This is a genomic window from Bradyrhizobium sp. Pha-3 (assembly GCF_042258615.1).
Taxonomy (GTDB): domain Bacteria; phylum Pseudomonadota; class Alphaproteobacteria; order Rhizobiales; family Xanthobacteraceae; genus Bradyrhizobium.
This window is the reverse complement of record NZ_CP170152.1, coordinates 6,161,278-6,179,345: the sequence shown is the minus strand read 5'-3', so window position 1 is coordinate 6,179,345 and position 18,068 is coordinate 6,161,278. Positions and strand designations below refer to the sequence as shown.

The window sequence follows — 18,068 nt, the reverse complement described above, 5'->3', positions numbered from 1 at the left end:
CATACTCCGCGGCGGGTGTTGTGATTAGGACTCGTCGTTCCGGCGTCGCGCAATAACGACTGCTTGTGGTTATGGGTCCCTGCTTTCGCAGGGACGACATCGAATTTGTTGCACGGTCGGTGAGTCATACTTGCGCGCTGTCGCGACGCGAATTGCCTCAGCTTTGCGTCTCGTCCCGCCCTCTCACGGAACAGAGCGTGCCTGCGCACTATTCGCTGCCGACCTCGCCGGTGATGATGTTGCCGAACAGCTTCCAGCTCTCGCCTTCGAACCGCATCAGCTGCGACTGTTCGATCGGGCGGAAATCAGTCGCGCTGGTGTTGATCCTGATCCCGGGCAGGATCATCTTCGGCGCGAAGTCCTTCAGGCCGGCGGCCTGCTTCATCACGTTCTCGCGTGTGAGATCGTCGCCGCACTGCTTGAGCACCTGCGCGAGCGTTTGCGCGGCGGCGTAGCCATAGACGTGATTGCCGTTGGTCTTGTCGCCGTCGGGCATGTACTTGTCCATGAACGCCCGCCATTCCCTGGTCTCGGCATCGTCGTTCCAGATCGTGTCGGTCGGATCCTTGAGGTAGGCGACCGAGATGATGCCTTGCGAATGCTCGATGCCAGCGGCGCGCATGACAGAGGCGACCGACGTCGCCGTCGAGGTCAGGAAGAAGGTTGGCTTCCAGCCGAGCTCGGCGACTTTCTTGATGGTCTGCGCCGCCCCCTTTGGTGCCGCCCAGGTGAACAGGATGTCGGCGCCCGAGGAGCGCAGCGCCACGATCTGCGAATCCAGCGTCGGATCGGTCAGCTCGTAGGACTTGTCGGCGACGATCATGCTGCTCGCCTTGTCGCCGAGGCCGTCACGCAGCCCCTTGAGCGCATCCTTGCCGGCATCGTCGTTCTGCCAGAGCACCGCGATCTTGCCGTTCGGGAATTTGTCGAGGATGTATCTGGCGTAGATCCGCCCTTCGCTCTGGTAGTTCGGCTGCCAACCCATGGTCCAGGGAAAGCCTTGGGGATTGCCGAAGCGCGTCGCGCCCGATGCGATGAAGAGGTGAGGGACCTTCTTGCCGTTGAGATATTTCTGGATCGCGACATTGGGCGCGGTGCCGAGCGGCTGGAACACCAGCAGCACCTCGTCGCCCTCGACCAGCTTGCGTGCCTGCTCGACCGATTTCGGCGGCGAGAAGCCGTCGTCGTAGCTGACGAAGTTGATCTTGCGTCCGTTGATGCCGCCCTGGTCATTGACCATCCTGAAATAGGCCGCCTCGGTCCGGCCGATCGCGCCGTAGGCGGAAGCGGGGCCGCTATAGGGCATGATGTTGCCGACCTTGATCTCGGTATCCGAGACTCCCGGGCCGTAGTTCTTCTGCGCGAGCGCCGGCGACAGCGCGCCGATCGTCACCGCGGCTGCCAGGCACGCACGAAGACAAAATCCGTCCAACATCCCTCAGTCACTCCCTGATGTGATCACCTTGTGACGTATCCGCGGCTCCCCTTCGGGGCCGGCGCGTTGACGCCCGGCGACAATTATCGTATGCGCTTCCGGTCTGGAAACGTTTCCAGATTAGCGCGCGTTCCCACCGATGGCAATATTCCTGCGGCCGGAGAGATGTGACAAATGAGCGGACTGGAGCAGACGAGCCCGGATCATGGCGCGAGGCCGCCGCTGGTCGCCGAATGCGATGCGGTCGTGGTCGGTGCCGGCTTCGGCGGGCTGTATGCGATCTATCGCTTGCGCGAGCTCGGGCTGAAGGTGATCGGCATCGAGGCGGCGTCCGACGTCGGCGGCACCTGGTACTGGAATCGCTATCCGGGCGCGCGCTGCGACATTCCGAGCCTGTTCTATTCCTACAGCTGGTCGGAGGAGCTGCGGCAGGAATGGCGCTGGAGCGAGAAATACGCCGCCCAGCCGGAGATCCTGCGCTACGCGCAGCGCGTCGCCGACCGGTTCGGTCTGCGCTCCCTGATCCGCTTCGACACCCGCGTGACGAGCGCCGACTGGGACGAGGCAGGCGAGAGCTGGACGTTGCGCACCGATCGCGGCGATTGCATCGTCGCATCGACTTGCGTGATGGCGACCGGCAATCTCTCGGTGCCCAACAAGCCGAAGCTGCCGGGCCTCGCGCGTTTTCGTGGGCCAGTTTATCATACCGGGCAGTGGCCGCATGAAGAGATCGACTTTTCCGGCTTGCGCGTTGCCGTGATCGGCACCGGCTCGTCAGGTGTGCAGACGATCCCGATGGTCGCCAAGGCGGCGAGCCGCCTGACCGTATTCCAGCGCACGCCGAACTATTCGGTGCCGGCACGGAATGCGCCGCTGTCCGATGCCGATATCGCAGCCGCCGAGCCCGTGATCGCGAAATATCGCGAGAGCCTCGAGACGCCGGAGTTCGGACGGGTGCCTGCGAACGCCTTCGACGCGCCGGTGCCTGAGCGGGACGTGCAGTGGGCACGCTACGAACAGCTGTGGGAGCAGGGCGGCGGCGGCATCCTGACCGCGTTCCCGAACATCCTGACCGATGCGGCCGTCAACGACGTCGCCTGCGATTTCGTGCGCGACAAGATCCGCGGCATCGTGCACGACGGGGCGACGGCGGAGGCGCTGTCACCGAAGGATTATCCGCTCGGCGTCAAGCGCATCTGCATCGATACCGGCTATTTCGCGACCTACAATCTGCCGCATGTCGAGCTGGTCGATTTGCGCACGGAGCCGCTGACGACAGTCACCGAGACGAGTGTCGAGACCGCGACGCGGTCGTTCGCGCTCGATGCGCTGGTGCTGGCGACGGGCTATGACGCGATGACCGGGGCGCTCGCCGCGATGCAGATCCGCGGGCGCGATGGCGCGACGTTGAAGGAGGCCTGGGCCGACGGCCCCAGCGCCTATCTCGGCCTGATGGTGTCGGGATTTCCAAACCTGTTCGTCGTGACCGGACCGGGTAGCCCTTCTGTCATCGGCAATGTGATCCATGCCTGCGAGAATCATGTTGAGTGGATCACGGCCTGCCTCGACAGCATGCGTGCCAAGGGATTGACGCGGATCGAGCCGGAACGCGACGCCGAGCAGGCCTGGATGGCGCATGTCGCCGACGCCGCCAGCCGCACGCTCTATCCGAAGGCCAATTCCTGGTACCAGGGCGCCAACATCGCAGGCAAGCCGCGGGTGTTCATGCCCTATGTCGGCCAGGGCTACCGCCACCGCATCGCGCAGATCGCGCAGCGCGGTTATGAAGGGTTTGTGCTGCGCTGAGAGTGCCGTCTCCTTCCGTCATTGCGAGGAGCTCGCGACAAAATTGCAAAGCAATTTTGCGCTGAAGCGACGAAGCAATCCATCGTTCCACATGATCGGTCGCCATGGATTGCTTCGCGTCGCTCGCAATGACGTGGATAGAGCTATCCGACACGAAAGACTGGAACCGTTTCCAGAACCCGGAGATTCCGCTGGACTATTTCCACCCTCGCGTGGGCGTCGGCGGTGCGGCGCAGGAACGGCGCAGGATGAGGCGTGTCGGCAGGAACATCGGGGCGCTGCTGCCGGCCTTGTCGGGCTCGCGGATCCGCTCCAGCAACAGCCGCGCGGCGGTGCGGCCGACCTCGTTCATGTCCCAGCTCAAGGCCGAGATCGCGGGCGTCGCATGGCGCGCGAGATCGGTGTCGCCGCTGCACACGATCGATACGTCCTGCGGATAGCGCAGGCCGTTGCTGGTGATTGCCTCCAGCACCTCGGCCAGCATGCTGGTGCCGAGCGAGATGATCGCGGTCGGCGGTTTTGTCATTTGCAGCAACTGGCACACCGAGCTGAAGGCGGTGTTGGCGCCCTGCATGTGTGGTCGGATCAGGGTCGGATCGACATCGATCTTGGCTTCCTGATGCGCCTGCCGGTAGCCCGCGAGCCGCTCCGTGCTCGGTAACACCGCGGCGCTGCCGGTCAGAAGCGCGATCCGGCGATGGCCGAGGCCGATCAGGTAGCGCGTCGCTTCGAGCGCGCCGCCGCGGTGATCGACGCGAACCATGACGCTATCGGGCACCTCGCGGTCGACGGTGACGCAGGGCAGGTCGAGCCTGACCAGCCCCTTCATGAAATCCTTGTGGGAATTGTCGCCGGCGAACAGCAGCAGTCCGTCCATCTGGCGCCGCCGCACCGCCGACAGGAACGCCGCCTCGCGCGCCTCCTCGTGCTTGGTCGCCGCGAGCATCAAGAGGAAGCCGGCGCGCTGGAATTCCTCCTCCGCCGCGCTCACCATGCCGGTGTAGTGCGGATTGGAGAAATCGGCGACCATGCAGCCTATCGTGTTGGACGCCCGCGAGCGCAGTGCCTGCGCCGCCTGGTCGGGCTCGAACCCGAGGCGCTTCACCGCGCGCATGATGCGCGCATGCAGCTCGGCGCTGGTATAGATGCCGCCGTTGAGCGTGCGGCTGACGCTTGAGACGGACACGCCGGCCTCGGCCGCGACGTCACGAATCGTCGCTCGTGTCCGTCGCGTCTTGGTCATCGGTGGTCGGGTCCCGTCGGTTCGGCATTGTCGTCGTCAGACGCGCCAGTTGCGGCGTACGGCAGACGGTATGGCCGAAGCTAATCAGGCTCCGCCCCGAATCTCAAATGATTCCTATCGCCAGGCCACCAGGCCGATACATTCCTAGCGGGATGACCGTGGCGTCACGCCGATGCCGGCCGGTCGAAATAAGCGAACGCGGCGCTGGTCAGGCTGCCCAGCAAGGACCAGAACACCAGGCTGGTCAGCGTGACGGCGACCACGAACTGATGCGACAATGACGAGGGCACGTTGGTCTCGACATGCTCCAGCTCGGGCGCGCCGATCAAATGCGGCAGCATGATCAGGACCACGCCGGCGATGGCGGCCGGCATCGAGCGGCGGAACACGATCAGCCCGAGGCCGGCGGATGTCGCCAGCACCGCCGTCACCCACCAGATCTGACGCGACATCAGTGGTGCCGCGGGCACCCCCGGCAGTTCAGGTGGCAGCCCAAGGCCCGGCGCAATCGTGAAAACGGCAAAGCCTGCGAGGCCCCACATCAAGCCTTCGTGCCACGAGATCGGCTCGCCGGTCGCGCCACTGCGAATCGAGAAGAAGCCGCACAGCAGGAGCGCAAAGCCGATCCCGGTCAGGATGTTCGCCCCTGCCGTATAGAGGTTGCGCTCCAGGCCGTCGCGCGGCTCCCACGCCTCGGCGCCATGATCATGATCCGCATGATCGTGGACGAGGATGGCCTGCGGCTGCGCGGCAGCTTCGTGCTTGTGCTCGGCCGCCTTCTCATAGACCTCGGCCGCCTTCTCATAGACCTCGGCCTTGAGGATCAGCGGAACGGTGCCGAACTGCTGAACCGCAGTGACGATCAGGCCAACGATGAATCCGGCAATGACCGAGGAGAAGACGATCGAGCGAAACGTGCTCATGCCGGCGGGGTCAGTGGCAGGGGAATGCGTTGGAATGGCGCACGTCGTGCGCGGCATTATGGATCACGTCGATGTGCGAGAACCCGACCACGCCGACGATGAACAGGCCAAGCGACATCGCCATCAGGGACTGGGCAAGCCGTCCGACCTGTCTGGTGGCGACCGGCAGATGCGTGGTCTGGGTTTGCGCGGCCTGGGACTGGCTCATGGTCGTTCTCCACGTTCGATTTGGTCGGCTTCTAGCAGCTTTCGAGCGATGTCGCGACTGGTAAGATGCAGATTTGTTCCAACAGGGATGCGCTTGCGCAGGATCTTGGCGCGTGCCGCGGCCCTGAACGCGTCTTCAAGGCGCGCGAAATAACCGATACAGCCTTCCGGCGTCGGGTCGGCGCCAAGCAACGTCCGAAACGCCCCCCGATGCACCGCGCAGATGGCGCCGTGCTCCGGGAGCGGAAAGACCAGCGAGGTGATGTCGGCGCGCCAGTGGGCGGCGCCGTTCGACGCGCCGCTGCCGTTCGGAGATTGCTCAGCGTCGGATGGTGAATTCATCCGGACCTCGCCGCGATTCCCACTTGGCCTGCTCGAGTTCCGGGCGGTCGCATTCCGCCTGGGGGTAACCGATGCAGAGGTAGCCGATGAATTTCCACGTATCAGGTATTTCCAGGATCACTTGAACGCGGCCTGGATTGAGGATCGAGACCCAGCCGAGCCCAATGCCTTCCGCGCGCGCGGCAAGCCACATCGCACAGATCGCGGCCACCACCGAATATTCTGTCGTCTCCGGCATCGTCGCCCGCCCGAGACCGGAGCCGATCTGGTCGGACTTTTCGGCAAACACGGCCAGATGGCCGGGCGCCTCTTCGAGGCCGGATAGTTTCAATGCTGCATATTTTGCTGCACGCTCACCGGAATAGGATCGCAGCGCGTCGGCGTTACAGGTCTTGAAGTCCTCGATGACCGCGCGGCGCCGCGCCGCATCGTCGACAATGACGAACCGCCAGGGCTGGCTCAACCCGACCGAAGGCGACAGGCAGGCGATCTCGATCAGCCGCTCGATCGTGCCATCAGGCAGCGGATCGGTGCGGAAGCGCCGCACGTCGCGCCGCCACACGAAGAGTTCGTGCAGTTGCCGGCGAAACGCATCGTCGAACGAGACCATCGCGGGGCCTTTGCCGGGATCGATCGTGTTGTTCATTTCAGCTTCATCGGCAGGCCCGCAACGACGAACTCGACCTCGTCCGCCGCGCCGGCGATGCTCTGGTTCATGAGCCCTGCGGCGTCGCGGAAGGTCCGCGCCAGCGCGTTATCAGGCACGATGCCGAGGCCCACCTCGTTGGTGACCATGATGACCGGGCTGCGCTGGCGCGCCAGCGCGTCCGACAGCCGCGCGACTTCCTGCGACCAGTCGCGCTCCGCATGCAGCAGGTTGGACAGCCACAGCGTCAGGCAATCGACCAGCCTTGCGCCGCCGCCATCGGTCTCGGCCAGTGCCTCGACCAGGTCGAGCGGCACCTCGCGTTCGATCCAGCCGCCGCCACGGCGTTCGCGGTGCTTGGCGATGCGCTCATCCATTTCCGCGTCGAGCGCCTCGGCGGTCGCAACGTAGACCGGCTGACCTGGAAAGCTGCGCGTGCGAAGTTCGGCGCGCCGGCTTTTTCCCGACCGGGCTCCGCCGGTGATCAGAATGACGGCCATATGGTCTCCCATTGCGAACCGGTATCCGCTCCGCCCGAAAACGCTCTAACCACCAATCGCGGCAAAAGACAAAGCCGAAATCCGTCACGGGAGGGCTTGCACTCGGCCGACGTCTTGCGCATCAGGGGGATCGCGGTGAGGAGAGGTGCGTGGGTTTTGCGGGAGCGATGGCGGTGGCGATGGCTGTGGACGCCCTGATCGGCTGGCCGGCTTGGCTGTTTGCCCGCATCGGCCATCCCGTGACCTGGCTCGGCCGGCTGATCCATCTCGTCGATACCGCCTGGAACCGGGCCTCTGATCCGCCGGCGTTTCGTCGCGCCGCCGGTGTCGCGGCCGCCATCCTGGTGATCGCGCTGGCGACGGCGCTGGGTTGGGCCGTGCAGTCTCTGCTCCCATCCGGATGGGGGCGCGTCGTCCTTGTCGGTGTACTGGCGTGGCCGCTGGTCGCGCTGCGTTCGCTGCATGATCATGTCGCCGCGGTCGCACATCCGCTTGTCGCCGGCGACATCGCCGCCGCGCGTTCGGCGGTCGCGCAGATTGTCGGACGCGATCCGGCAACGCTCGACGACGCCGGCATCGCGCGTGCGACCATCGAGAGCCTTGCCGAGAATGCCTCCGACGGCATCGTGGCGCCGGTGTTTTGGGGTGCGCTGTTCGGCCTGCCCGGAATTCTTGGCTACAAGGCGATCAATACACTGGACTCCATGATCGGCCATCGCACCGAGCGGCACGAGGCGTTCGGCTGGGCCGCTGCCCGGATCGACGATCTCGCCAATCTCATTCCGGCGCGGCTGACCGGTCTGCTGTTCGTCCTGCTTGCCCCGCATCGCTCGCAGGCCTGGTCATGCATGTTGCGCGATGCGCGGCGCCATCGCTCGCCGAATGCCGGATGGCCGGAAGCGGCGATGGCCGGCGCGCTCGGTGTGCGGCTCAGCGGGCCTCGCATCTATCACGGCAGCATCGCGGATGAGCCCTGGTTGAATGAGGCCGCGTGTGATCCGGCTGCCGCTGACGTTCTCACCGGGCTGAAACTCTATCGTTACGCCATGATGCTGCTGGCCGCGGCGTTCGTGGTCCTGGCGCTGGCGTGAAGGAGCGGCGCATGCGCGAGCATGGCGGAAATCTCGATGTCGCCCAGCAGCGCTTCGGCGGCGCCGCGGAAGACTGGATCGACCTGTCGACGGGGATCAACCGGGTGCCGTATCCTGACGTGGATGTCGAGCCGCGGCAGTGGAACGCGCTGCCGTCGCGCTCCGAGATCGAGTCGCTGCACAACGCCGCACGGCAGGCCTACCGCACCGATGCGCCGATCGCGGCGGTAGGCGGCGCGCAGGCCGCCATCCAGTTGCTGCCGCATCTGGCGTCTCGGGGGCGGGCACGCATCCTTGCACCGACCTACAATGAGTATGCTGCCGTGTTCTCGGCCGCCGGTTGGGACGTGACCGAGGTGTCCGATCTTGCAACGCTTGCGGGAGCTGACATTGCCGTCGTCGTCAATCCCAACAATCCCGATGGAAGGCGCCATGATCGGCACGAACTGCTCGCACTGTTGCCACGCGTCGGCCGGCTCGTCATTGACGAGAGTTTTGCGGACGCTGTTCCCGACCTGTCGCTTGCAAGCGAGGCAGGACATCCGGGCCTCCTGATCCTGCGCTCGTTCGGCAAGTTCTACGGACTTGCCGGCTTGCGGCTCGGCTTCGCCGTCGGCAGCGAGCCGGATATCGCTGCGCTTGCGGCGATGTTGGGCCCATGGCCGGTTTCAGGCGGGGCAATCGCAATCGGGCGGCGGGCCTTGCTCGATCACGACTGGGCAACGGCGACAACCGCCCGGCTGGCCGACGACTGCGCCAGGCTCGATGCGGAGGCGCGATCGCAGGGCTGGACGCTGCTCGGCGGCACGCCGCTGTTCCGGCTCTACGAGACCGGCAACGCGCTGGCTGCGCAGGAGAAGCTTGCTCGATCGCAGATCTGGTCGCGGGTTTTTCAGCAAAGGCCGGGATGGCTGCGCTTGGGCTTGCCGGGCAGCGAGACCGAGTGGTCACGCCTTTCTGCCGCACTATCCGCCTAACGCGCCAGCGCGAGCAGGCCCTCGACATCGAGATGGGTCTCGATGTGCTCGGCAAGCGCGTCGAGCGCGCGCTCGATCCTGGCGCCGTACGGCTGATCCGCCGCAGGGATATCGAGCTGCGCAAGGAACGCCTTGCGAAATTCGTCTGAGGTGAACAGGCCGTGCAGATAGCTGCCGTGAACGTGCCCGTCGCTCGACATGGCGCCTTCCGGCGCGCCGTCAAGCATTGAAAAGGGCCGCGCGCGATCCGGGCCATCGGTGCGCCCGATGTGGATTTCGTAGGCGCTGATCGGCCGATGGGTCGCAGCATGCACCGCATTGACGCGGGTCAGCGTCTTCTGTTCGGTCATGACAGTCGTGACATCGAGCAGCCCGAGCCCGCGCGTTTCGCCGGCGGGACCTTCGATCCCATCGGGATCGGCGACGCTTTGCCCAAGCATCTGGTATCCGCCGCACAGGCCGAGGATGTGGCCGCCGCGGCGATGATGCGCCAGAAGGTCGATGTCCCAGCCTTGCGCGCGCAGGAAGGCGAGATCGCCGCGGGTCGATTTCGAGCCGGGCAGGATGACAAGCCGCGCATCGCCCGGGATGGCTTCGCCCGGCCGGACCATCACGAGATCGACGCCGGGTTCGAGCTTGAGCGGATCGAGGTCGTCGAAATTGGCGATCCGCGACAGCGCCAGAAACGCAATCTTGCACTGGCCGGGCTTGCGCGCGTCGCCGAGCCCGAGCGCGTCCTCGGCCGGAAGCTCGCCGGCGCGAGCGAACCAGGGCAGCACGCCAAAGCCGCGCCACGTGGTGCGGGCTTCGATCAGGCGGTAGCCGTCGTCGAACAGCGTCGGATCGCCGCGGAACTTGTTGATGACGAAGCCCTGGATCATCGCGGCATCATCAGGATCGATCACCGCCTGGATGCCGACGAGCTGCGCGATCACGCCGCCGCGGTCGATGTCGCCGACCAGTACCACGGGCACGTCGGCCCTGCGCGCAAAGCCCATATTGGCGATATCGGACTTGCGCAGATTGACTTCGGCGGGGCTGCCGGCGCCTTCGACCAGCACCAGGTCGGCGCGCGCCTTCAGTCGCCCAAAACTCTCCAGCACCGCGCCCATCAGCGACGGCTTCATGGCGGCATATTCGCGCGCGCGGGCGGTCGCGATCCGCTTGCCTTGCACGATGACCTGGGCACCGACATCGGTCTCCGGCTTCAACAGCACCGGGTTCATGTCGCTGTGCGGCTCGACGCCGGCGGCGAGCGCCTGCAACGCCTGCGCACGTCCGATCTCGCCGCCGTCGACGGTCACGGCGGCATTGTTCGACATGTTCTGCGGCTTGAACGGCAGCACGCGCAGGCCGCGTCGCCTCGCGGCACGCGCGAGGCCGGCGACGATGAGCGACTTGCCCACGTCCGAGCCGGCTCCCTGGATCATCAATGCGCGCGCCATGGTGCTGACCGTCAGAACTCGACGCCCGGCTGCGCTTTGATGCCGGAGCGGAAGGGGTGCTTCACCAGCGTCATCTCGGTGACGAGATCGGCAATCTCGATCAATTCGTCCTTGGCGTTACGCCCGGTGAGCACGACATGCGTCATCGGCGGCTTCGACGTGGTCAGGAAGCCGACGACATCGGCAATCGCCAGATAATCGTAGCGCAGCGCGATGTTGATTTCGTCGAGCACGACCATCCGCAAGCTCGGATCCGCGATCAACTGCTTGGCCTTTTCCCAGCCGGCCTGCGCTGCCGCGATGTCGCGGGCGCGATCCTGCGTCTCCCAGGTAAAACCTTCGCCCATTGCGTGGAATTGACAGAGGTCGCCGAAATGCCCGGTGAGCAGGCGGCGTTCGCCGGTATCCCAGGCACCCTTGATGAATTGCACCACGGCGCAGGGAAAGCCGTGCGCCACGCAGCGTACGATCATGCCGAAGGCGGAGGAGGATTTTCCTTTGCCGGCGCCGGTATGAACGATGATCAGGCCTTTTTCACCGCTCTTGGTCGCCATGATCTTGTCGCGGGCGACCTTCTTTTTCGCCATCTTGGCCGCATGGCGCGCATCCAGCGAGGGGTCGGTGCCGACGGCGCCGTCCTCAGCGTCGTTTCCATCAGAAATCATCACGTTCCTTCGGCTTGACAAGTGCGAGGCTAGGCCGAATGGTGACCCCGCGTTGGTTCCTGTCCTACGACAGGCGAAGAGGGAATGCGATAGGGCTCAGACCGCAGGGTTTGCCCAAAGCGCAGCCGCCCCCGCGACCGTGACCGGAGAGATGCCCAAGCCACTGATTCCCTGATGGAGTCGGGAAGGTGGGTATCAAGGGAGCAATCCTACTCCGCAAGCCGGGAGACCTGCCGACGCAGTGTGTTTGAGACCGGCGGACGGGGTGTTCCGCGACGGGGAACGAGCCTGTTCACGTCAGGTTCGTGTGCCTCATCGCTTCCCGCAGTCAATCCAGGAAGGGCGATGAGCGTTACACTTCATGTCTGTATCACCTGTCGCGCGGGCCAGACGCTCGCGGAAGGTGAGGTCGCGCCCGGTGCGCGCCTGCATGCCGCGCTTGTTGAGGCCGGCGTGCCCGATGACGTCAATCTGGTTCCGGTCGAATGCCTGTCGGCTTGCAGCCAGGGCTGCTCGGTCGCGCTCAGCGCGCCGGGGCGGTGGTCCTATGTCTACGGCCGCCTGTCCGCCGACAATGCCAGGGATGTGATCGCCGGCGCCACCGCCTACGCGTCGGCGCCTGACGGCATCGTGCCGTGGCGCAGCCGTCCCGAAATCTTTCGCAAGCAATCGCTTGCCCGCATTCCACCCATCGCCGTCGTGCCGGAGGCCGCAGAATGACCACGCTCGCCAAGGTTCCGGTCACCGTCGTGACCGGCTTTCTCGGGTCCGGCAAGACGACGCTGATCCAGCATCTGATCCGCAACGCCAACGGCAAGAAGCTCGCGGTGCTGGTGAACGAATTCGGCAGCGAAGGCGTCGACGGCGACATCCTGAAGTCCTGCGCCGATGCCAATTGTCCGACCGAGAACATTGTCGAGCTCGCCAATGGCTGCATCTGCTGCACCGTCGCCGACGATTTCATCCCGGCGATGGAGCAGTTGCTCGCACGACCTGTGAGGCCCGATCACATCGTGATCGAGACGTCGGGGCTCGCGCTGCCGAAGCCGCTGCTGAAGGCGTTCGACTGGCCGGAGATCCGCTCGCGGATCACGGTCGACGGCGTGATCGCGCTGGCCGATGCCGAGGCCGTCGCGGCGGGCCGATTTGCGCCTGACCCGGCCGCGGTGGATGCGCAGCGCGCGGCAGACGACAACCTCGATCACGAGACGCCGCTGTCCGAAGTGTTCGAGGACCAGATCGCCTGTGCCGATATCGTGCTGCTGACCAAGGCCGATCTCGCCGGAGCGGAGGGGATAAGCGCAGCCAAGGCGGTGATCGCGGCCGAGATGCCGCGCGAGGTGCCGATGTTGCCCATCGTCGATGGCGCGATCGATGCCCGCGTGATCCTCGGCCTTGAGGCTGCGGCGGAGGATGACCTCGCGTCGCGGCCGTCTCACCATGACGGTGAGGACGAACACGAGCACAACGACTTCAACTCCGTCGTGATCGACCTTCCGGAGATCGCCGATGTCGATGCGCTTATAGCCTCGATCAAGGGGCTGGCACGCGAGCAGAACGTGCTGCGCGCCAAGGGCTACATCGCGGTCGAAGGCAAGCCGATGCGGTTGCTGGTGCAATCGGTCGGCGAGCGGGTCAGGCATCAGTTCGATATGCCCTGGGGCGCGCGGGCACGGCAGTCGAAGCTCGTCGTGATCGGCGAACATGGCGATATCGATGAAGCCGCGATCAGGGCGCGACTAGGTGTCTGATGCACGTCGTCTTCCGCGAGAGCCGCGGCCTTGAGGAGACCGCGACACCAAGGGACCTCGGCCAGGATCCGGCCGATCTCGTGGTGTTGTCGTTTTCCGACAGTGATCTCGCGGCGTTCGCGGCCGGCTGGCGGCGGGGCCGCGCTGCGCTGCCGTCGCTGCGGCTCGCCAATCTGGCGGAGCTGCGCCATCCGTTGTCGGTCGATACCTATATCGAGCGGACGCTGTCGCACGCGCGCGGCATTCTGGTGCGGCTGATCGGCGGCGAACCCTATTGGTCATATGGGCTCGCCGCAGTGCATCGCCTGGCGAAGGAGCGCGGCATCGCCCTGGTCGTGCTGCCGGCGGATGGCCGCGACGATTTGCGGCTGGATGAATTCTCGACCCTGCCGGTCTCGACGCTGCGCCGCCTGAAGGTGCTGTGCGACAAGGGCGGCCCGGTTGCCGCACAAGCCGTGATCGCGCAACTGGCGCTGGCGTCCGGCCTTTATGCCGGACCTGTCGTCGGCGAGATCGATCTTCCCGAGATCGGCGTCTACGATTCGCGGCGCGGCACTGTCGCGGCGCTGCCGGCATCGGATGGCCGGCCGCTTGTGCTCGTGACCTTCTATCGCTCCTATCTGGCGGCCGGCGATACCGCGCCGGTCGATGCGCTGATCGAGGCGTTGCGCGAAAACGGATTCGATGCCCACGGCGTGTTCGTCACCTCGCTGAAGGCGGCCGGCGTGGCCGATTGGCTGCGTGCTCAATTCGCGCAATGCACGCCCGCCGCCATCGTCAATGTGACCGCGTTCTCCGCGGCAGGTGACGACGGCACGACGCCGTTCGATGCTGCTTCATGTCCGGTGTTCCAGGTAGCGCTGTCGACGGCACGGCGCGAGGATTGGGCCTTGTCGCTGCGCGGTCTTTCGCCCGGCGACCTCGCGATGCATGTGGTGCTGCCGGAGGTCGACGGCCGCCTCTTCACGGGCGTCGTGAGCTTCAAATCACCCGGCGAGCGCGATCCCGATCTGCAATTCGCGCATCTTGCGCACCGGCCGGATGCCGAGCGCGTCGCAGCGGTTGTCGCGCGCGTGGCGGCCTGGCATCGGCTTGCGCGTAAGCCCGCCGGAGACAAGCAATTCGCGGTCGTGCTCTCGAACTATCCGGGGCGCCCGCACCAGATCGCGCATGCCGTTGGGCTCGATGCACTTGCTTCGGTGGAGACGCTGCTGGCCGATCTCGCGGCTGCGGGCTTTGATCTCGAGCCGGTGGAGTCGCTGGGTGGCGTGCTGCTGCACCGGAGGCTGACATGGGACGTTGCCGAATATCGCGCACTGGTCTCCAGCCTCCCGCAGCAGCTCCAGGACGATCTTGCGCGCGCATGGGGTGCGCCGGAAGATGATCCCGATTGTCGCGCCGGCGCATTTCATTTCGCGGCGATCCGGAGCGGCAAGTCGATCATCGCGGTTCAGCCGGAGCGCGGCGATGTCGGTCAGCGTGACGCCGACTATCACGACCTCTCGCGAACGCCGCGCCATGCCTATGTCGCTTTCTATCTGTGGCTCAGGCAGCACGGCATCGATGCCGTCGTCCATATGGGCGCGCATGGGACGCTGGAATGGCTGCCCGGCAAGTCGGTTGCGCTGTCATCTGCATGCTGGCCGGAAGCGCTGACCGGCGATCTGCCTGTCGTCTATCCCTTCATCGTCAACGACCCCGGCGAGGCCGCGCAGGCCAAGCGCCGGATCGGTGCCGTGACGATCGGCCATCTGCCGCCGCCGCTCGCGCAGGCGGCAGTACCGGAGGGCTTGCGCAGTCTCGAGCGCTTGCTCGATGAATACTCGACTACGGACGGTCTCGATCCGGCGCGGCGACAGCGCCTGATTGCCGCGATTCGCGAAGAAGCGCGCATCGCCGGGCTGGAGGACGATCTCGGTCTCGCCGCATCGGTCTCCGCGGCCGAGGCCATTCCGCAGATCGATCGCTTCGTCTGCGATCTCAAGGAGAGCCAGTTCGGCGACGGCCTGCATGTGTTCGGACAGGGTGCCTGCGGCGAGGGGGAGAAGGCAGCGTTGCGCGATGCGCTCGCCGGCCGGCGTGTTGCGCCGGGACCGTCGGGTTCGCCCTATCGCGGGCGCAGCGACGTGCTGCCGACCGGACGCAATTTGTTTGCGGTCGATCCGCGCGCGGTGCCGACGCCGTCGGCGCATGTGCAAGGGGTCAAGCTCGCCGAGGAGCTGCTGCGCCGACATTTGCAGGATCACGGCGACTGGCCGAAAGGACTGGTCGTCGACCTCTGGGGCTCGTCGACGATGCGCACCGCCGGCGAGGATTTTGCGATGGCGCTGCATCTCGCCGGCATCGCGCCGCGCTGGGATCATGGGTCGGGCCGGGTGTCGGGCTACGACATCATCGCGCCGGCAGAGCTCGGCCGCCCGCGCATCGATGTGACGCTCCGCGTGTCGGGGCTATTCCGCGACGTCTTTACGGGGCTTGCCCAGTTGTTCGAAGCAGCGGCCGAGGCGTTGGCCGAACGCAGCGATGAGGCGGACGAGAATCCTTACCGGCAGCGCATCTCGCGCGTGTTCGGACCTCGCCCCGGACATTATGGTGCCGGCATCGCAGCTGTCCCGGATGTCTTCACACCCGAGGCGCGCGACGCGGCCGGTGAAGCCTGGCTGTCGGCATCGTCCTGGGCCATTGCATCCGATGGCGAGATCAGGCCTGACCGTGCCGGCATCGAGGCGAGGCTCGCTGCTGCCGACAGCTTCGTTCATACCCAGGATCTGCCGGAGACCGATCTGCTGCTGGCAGCGGACTATGCCGCGCATGAGGTCGGCATCGCCGCGGCGGCGCGGCGGCTCGGCGCAAAAGTCCCGTCGCTCTATCACCTCGATGCGACGCGGCCGGATCAACCGCATGCCCGCTCGCTGACCGAGGAAATCTCGCGGGTGGTGCGGGCGCGCGCGGCCAATCCCGCATGGATCGCGGGCATGATGCGCCACGGCTTCCGTGGTGCCGCCGAGATATCGGCGACGCTGGAGCACATGGCGGCGTTTGCGCACCTTGCCGGTGCGGTGCCGCCGCATCTGTTCGACCTCTATTACGACGCGACGCTCGGCAATGACGACGTCCGCGCCTTCATGGCGCGCGAGAATCCGGCGGCGCTGGCTGCGATCGAAACCTGCTTCACCCGGCTGCATGAAGCATCGCTCTGGCAGACGCGGCGCAATTCGATTGCGGCCGCGCTGCAGGAGGCCTCATGAGCGCCGTCGTGATCAAGGGCTGGTGTCCCGGCGCGCTGCGGCCGATGCAGTCGGGTGATGGCCTCGTGGTGCGCATTCGCCCGCGCGGCGGACGGCTGGAGGCGGCGCAGGCACGGGGAATTGCCGAACTGGCCGGACGATACGGCAACGGCCTGATCGATCTGACCAGCCGCGCCAATCTCCAGATCCGCGGTGTCGACGATGAAGGTTATCCGCCCCTGATCGACGGGCTCGCCGAGCTCGGGTTGCTGGACGCAGATCCGGATACCGAGGCGCAGCGCAACATTCTGGTGACGCCATTCTGGACGCCCGATGACGACACGCCTTTGCTCGCGGCCGAGCTTGAGCGGGCGCTCGCCAGCGTGTTGCTCGATCTTCCGACCAAGTTCGGCTTCGCGATCGATGATGGCAGCGAGCGGGTCCTGGCTGGCGCGTCGGCGGATATCCGGATCGAGCGCGATCGCAACGGCGGACTGCTGGTGCGTGCCGACGTCGCACAATTCGGGCTTTCCGTCGCGCGGAGTGAGGCCGTGCAGGCCGCGCTGGCGTTGGCCGAATGGTTCGTCGCCTCCGGCGGAGCCGGGGGTGGGAAGCGGCGGATGGCGGCTCATCTGGCCGGCGGTGCGAGCTTGCCGCAGTCGCTTCGCGGCGACGCCGAGCCCCTGGCTCGATCGGCAGATTCTGTGCCCGGCCTCTATCCGACTGGTGCGCTGGTTGGCGTAGCCTTTGGGCAGATGCCGCACCAGATGCTCAGCCATCTCGCGGGCTGCGCGCAGGCTCTCCGCATGACGCCGTGGCGGATGGTGCTGGCTGAGGGGATGCATGAGATGCCCCGTGGAGCGGATCTCATCACCGATGCCAATGATCCGGCGCTCCGCGTGATCGCCTGCAGCGGTGCACCGCGCTGTCGTGAGGCGCATGCCGACACGCGTGCATTGGCATCGGCGCTTGCATCGTTTGTCCCGGCCGATGCCCGGCTTCATGTGTCCGGCTGCGCCAAGGGCTGTGCCCATTCCGGTTCTGCGGACGTCACCCTGGTTGGGTCAAGCGAGGGTTTTGACCTGATCCGTTGCGGGACCACGCGGGATGTGCCGGTGATGCGAGGGCTGACTGGCCCTTACCTCGTCGCAAATCCCTCCGTGCTGATGGGAGACCATTGATGCCGCACGTCTATGAGACCGATGGTGCGGCGATCTATCGCCAGTCCTTTGCCACCATCCGGTCGGAAGCCGACCTTGCCCGCTTTGCGCCTGACGAGGAGCCAGTGGTCGTGCGCATGATCCATGCCGCGGGCATGGTGGGCCTGGAAGCGCATGTCCGCTTCACGCCCGGCATGGCCGGGAGCGCACGCGCCGCCTTGCAGGAGGGCGCGCCGATTCTCTGCGATGCACGGATGGTGTCGGAGGGCATCACGCGCGCACGCCTGCCGGCTGGCAACGCCGTCATCTGCACGCTCGGCGATGCCAAGGTTCCCGAACTCGCGCAATCGATGCGCAATACGCGCTCGGCGGCGGCGCTCGAGCTGTGGCGGCCGCATCTGGCCGGGGCCATTGTTGCGATCGGCAACGCGCCGACGGCGCTGTTCCATCTGCTCAACATGTTGGAAGATGCCGACTGTCCACGGCCGGCAGCGATCATCGGCTGTCCGGTCGGCTTTGTCGGTGCGGCCGAGTCGAAGGCGGCCTTGATGGCCGCGCCGCCGGTGCCGGCGCTGACCGTCGAGGGGCGTCTCGGTGGCTCGGCGATCACGGTCGCCGCCGTCAATGCGCTGGCGAGCCGGAGCGAATAG

Annotated in this window: 17 protein-coding genes and 1 riboswitch; of the genes, 8 read left to right on the top strand and 9 right to left on the bottom strand. The window is 66.1% G+C overall.

Annotation, left to right across the window (positions count from 1 at the left end; genetic code table 11):
• Window positions 1–208: 208 nt before the first annotated feature.
• Complete coding sequence (locus ACE10Z_RS29340) at window positions 209–1,435, bottom strand: ABC transporter substrate-binding protein (protein WP_375783872.1); 1,227 nt, start codon at window positions 1,433–1,435, stop codon at window positions 209–211.
• A gap of 174 nt (window positions 1,436–1,609) precedes the next feature.
• On the opposite strand from ACE10Z_RS29340, the gene ACE10Z_RS29335 reads away from it, so the two are divergent.
• On the top strand, window positions 1,610–3,241 hold the full coding sequence (locus ACE10Z_RS29335) for a flavin-containing monooxygenase (protein WP_375783871.1): 1,632 nt from the start codon (window positions 1,610–1,612) through the stop codon (window positions 3,239–3,241).
• Between the two features lie 196 nt (window positions 3,242–3,437).
• Here ACE10Z_RS29335 and ACE10Z_RS29330 read toward each other — a convergent pair whose 3' ends face one another.
• The 6 genes from ACE10Z_RS29330 to cobU all read right to left on the bottom strand — a co-directional run bounded on the left by ACE10Z_RS29330 (window position 3,438) and on the right by cobU (window position 7,102).
• The gene (locus ACE10Z_RS29330) at window positions 3,438–4,427 is read right to left on the bottom strand and encodes a LacI family DNA-binding transcriptional regulator (protein ID WP_375783870.1); all 990 of its coding nucleotides are present in this window, start codon (window positions 4,425–4,427) and stop codon (window positions 3,438–3,440) included.
• A gap of 221 nt (window positions 4,428–4,648) precedes the next feature.
• Window positions 4,649–5,407 carry a CbtA family protein gene (locus ACE10Z_RS29325; protein WP_375783869.1) on the bottom strand — a complete coding sequence of 253 codons (759 nt, stop codon included), beginning with the start codon at window positions 5,405–5,407 and terminating at the stop codon, window positions 4,649–4,651.
• A gap of 10 nt (window positions 5,408–5,417) precedes the next feature.
• Window positions 5,418–5,615 (bottom strand): CbtB-domain containing protein, encoded by a 198-nt coding sequence (locus ACE10Z_RS29320; RefSeq protein ID WP_375783868.1) that lies wholly within the window; start codon window positions 5,613–5,615, stop codon window positions 5,418–5,420.
• Entirely contained in the window at window positions 5,612–5,956 is a 345-nt protein-coding gene (locus tag ACE10Z_RS29315; protein ID WP_375783867.1) for a hypothetical protein, read from the bottom strand. The genes ACE10Z_RS29320 and ACE10Z_RS29315 overlap by 4 nt, the downstream gene beginning before the upstream one ends.
• Window positions 5,934–6,566, bottom strand: a complete 633-nt coding sequence (gene bluB / locus ACE10Z_RS29310; RefSeq protein ID WP_375789949.1) for a 5,6-dimethylbenzimidazole synthase — start codon at window positions 6,564–6,566, stop codon at window positions 5,934–5,936. The genes ACE10Z_RS29315 and bluB overlap by 23 nt, the downstream gene beginning before the upstream one ends.
• 32 nt (window positions 6,567–6,598) lie before the next feature.
• Window positions 6,599–7,102 (bottom strand): bifunctional adenosylcobinamide kinase/adenosylcobinamide-phosphate guanylyltransferase, encoded by a 504-nt coding sequence (cobU, locus tag ACE10Z_RS29305; RefSeq protein ID WP_375783866.1) that lies wholly within the window; start codon window positions 7,100–7,102, stop codon window positions 6,599–6,601.
• A gap of 167 nt (window positions 7,103–7,269) precedes the next feature.
• Here cobU and cbiB point away from each other — a divergent pair, with 167 nt between their 5' ends.
• Together cbiB and cobD are read left to right on the top strand one after the other, a co-directional pair.
• Window positions 7,270–8,193 carry an adenosylcobinamide-phosphate synthase CbiB gene (cbiB, locus tag ACE10Z_RS29300; RefSeq protein WP_375789948.1) on the top strand — a complete coding sequence of 308 codons (924 nt, stop codon included), beginning with the start codon at window positions 7,270–7,272 and terminating at the stop codon, window positions 8,191–8,193.
• Between the two features lie 11 nt (window positions 8,194–8,204).
• On the top strand, window positions 8,205–9,170 hold the full coding sequence (gene cobD, locus ACE10Z_RS29295) for a threonine-phosphate decarboxylase CobD (RefSeq protein ID WP_375783865.1): 966 nt from the start codon (window positions 8,205–8,207) through the stop codon (window positions 9,168–9,170).
• On the opposite strand, the gene ACE10Z_RS29290 is transcribed toward cobD, so the two are convergent.
• Both ACE10Z_RS29290 and cobO read right to left on the bottom strand, forming a co-directional pair.
• Window positions 9,167–10,615, bottom strand: a complete 1,449-nt coding sequence (locus ACE10Z_RS29290; protein WP_375783864.1) for a cobyric acid synthase — start codon at window positions 10,613–10,615, stop codon at window positions 9,167–9,169. The genes cobD and ACE10Z_RS29290 overlap by 4 nt on opposite strands.
• 11 nt (window positions 10,616–10,626) lie before the next feature.
• Entirely contained in the window at window positions 10,627–11,280 is a 654-nt protein-coding gene (cobO, locus tag ACE10Z_RS29285) for a cob(I)yrinic acid a,c-diamide adenosyltransferase (RefSeq protein ID WP_375783863.1), read from the bottom strand.
• A 36-nt stretch (window positions 11,281–11,316) separates the two neighbouring features.
• A riboswitch (cobalamin riboswitch) is annotated at window positions 11,317–11,533 on the top strand.
• A gap of 92 nt (window positions 11,534–11,625) precedes the next feature.
• Between cobO and ACE10Z_RS29280 the strand changes: the two genes are divergently transcribed.
• Genes ACE10Z_RS29280 through ACE10Z_RS29260 form a run of 5 tightly spaced genes read left to right on the top strand, consistent with a single transcriptional unit; the run spans window position 11,626 to window position 18,068 of the window.
• Complete coding sequence (locus ACE10Z_RS29280) at window positions 11,626–12,000, top strand: DUF1636 family protein (protein ID WP_375783862.1); 375 nt, start codon at window positions 11,626–11,628, stop codon at window positions 11,998–12,000.
• Complete coding sequence (gene cobW, locus ACE10Z_RS29275) at window positions 11,997–13,031, top strand: cobalamin biosynthesis protein CobW (protein ID WP_375783861.1); 1,035 nt, start codon at window positions 11,997–11,999, stop codon at window positions 13,029–13,031. Before ACE10Z_RS29280 ends, cobW begins: the two co-directional genes overlap by 4 nt.
• Window positions 13,031–16,279, top strand: a complete 3,249-nt coding sequence (gene cobN / locus ACE10Z_RS29270; RefSeq protein WP_375783860.1) for a cobaltochelatase subunit CobN — start codon at window positions 13,031–13,033, stop codon at window positions 16,277–16,279. Before cobW ends, cobN begins: the two co-directional genes overlap by 1 nt.
• Window positions 16,276–17,439: a precorrin-3B synthase gene (gene cobG, locus ACE10Z_RS29265; protein ID WP_375783859.1), complete on the top strand. Its 1,164-nt coding sequence runs from the start codon at window positions 16,276–16,278 to the stop codon at window positions 17,437–17,439. The genes cobN and cobG overlap by 4 nt, the downstream gene beginning before the upstream one ends.
• The gene (locus ACE10Z_RS29260; protein ID WP_375783858.1) at window positions 17,439–18,068 is read left to right on the top strand and encodes a precorrin-8X methylmutase; all 630 of its coding nucleotides are present in this window, start codon (window positions 17,439–17,441) and stop codon (window positions 18,066–18,068) included. Before cobG ends, ACE10Z_RS29260 begins: the two co-directional genes overlap by 1 nt.

What these genes read in the sequence shown, in the direction of transcription:
- ACE10Z_RS29260 (WP_375783858.1), top strand. Translation starts at nt 17,439, where the DNA reads ATGCCGCACGTCTATGAGACCGATGGTGCGGCGATCTATCGCCAGTCC.
- cobW (WP_375783861.1), top strand. Translation starts at nt 11,997, where the DNA reads ATGACCACGCTCGCCAAGGTTCCGGTCACCGTCGTGACCGGCTTTCTC.
- ACE10Z_RS29335 (WP_375783871.1), top strand. Translation starts at nt 1,610, where the DNA reads ATGAGCGGACTGGAGCAGACGAGCCCGGATCATGGCGCGAGGCCGCCG.
- cobD (WP_375783865.1), top strand. Translation starts at nt 8,205, where the DNA reads ATGCGCGAGCATGGCGGAAATCTCGATGTCGCCCAGCAGCGCTTCGGC.
- cobO (WP_375783863.1), bottom strand. Translation starts at nt 11,280, where the DNA reads ATGATTTCTGATGGAAACGACGCTGAGGACGGCGCCGTCGGCACCGAC.
- ACE10Z_RS29290 (WP_375783864.1), bottom strand. Translation starts at nt 10,615, where the DNA reads ATGGCGCGCGCATTGATGATCCAGGGAGCCGGCTCGGACGTGGGCAAG.
- ACE10Z_RS29280 (WP_375783862.1), top strand. Translation starts at nt 11,626, where the DNA reads ATGAGCGTTACACTTCATGTCTGTATCACCTGTCGCGCGGGCCAGACG.
- bluB (WP_375789949.1), bottom strand. Translation starts at nt 6,566, where the DNA reads ATGGTCTCGTTCGACGATGCGTTTCGCCGGCAACTGCACGAACTCTTC.
- cbiB (WP_375789948.1), top strand. Translation starts at nt 7,270, where the DNA reads ATGGCGGTGGCGATGGCTGTGGACGCCCTGATCGGCTGGCCGGCTTGG.
- cobU (WP_375783866.1), bottom strand. Translation starts at nt 7,102, where the DNA reads ATGGCCGTCATTCTGATCACCGGCGGAGCCCGGTCGGGAAAAAGCCGG.
- ACE10Z_RS29325 (WP_375783869.1), bottom strand. Translation starts at nt 5,407, where the DNA reads ATGAGCACGTTTCGCTCGATCGTCTTCTCCTCGGTCATTGCCGGATTC.
- cobG (WP_375783859.1), top strand. Translation starts at nt 16,276, where the DNA reads ATGAGCGCCGTCGTGATCAAGGGCTGGTGTCCCGGCGCGCTGCGGCCG.
- ACE10Z_RS29315 (WP_375783867.1), bottom strand. Translation starts at nt 5,956, where the DNA reads ATGAATTCACCATCCGACGCTGAGCAATCTCCGAACGGCAGCGGCGCG.
- cobN (WP_375783860.1), top strand. Translation starts at nt 13,031, where the DNA reads ATGCACGTCGTCTTCCGCGAGAGCCGCGGCCTTGAGGAGACCGCGACA.
- ACE10Z_RS29340 (WP_375783872.1), bottom strand. Translation starts at nt 1,435, where the DNA reads ATGTTGGACGGATTTTGTCTTCGTGCGTGCCTGGCAGCCGCGGTGACG.
- ACE10Z_RS29320 (WP_375783868.1), bottom strand. Translation starts at nt 5,615, where the DNA reads ATGAGCCAGTCCCAGGCCGCGCAAACCCAGACCACGCATCTGCCGGTC.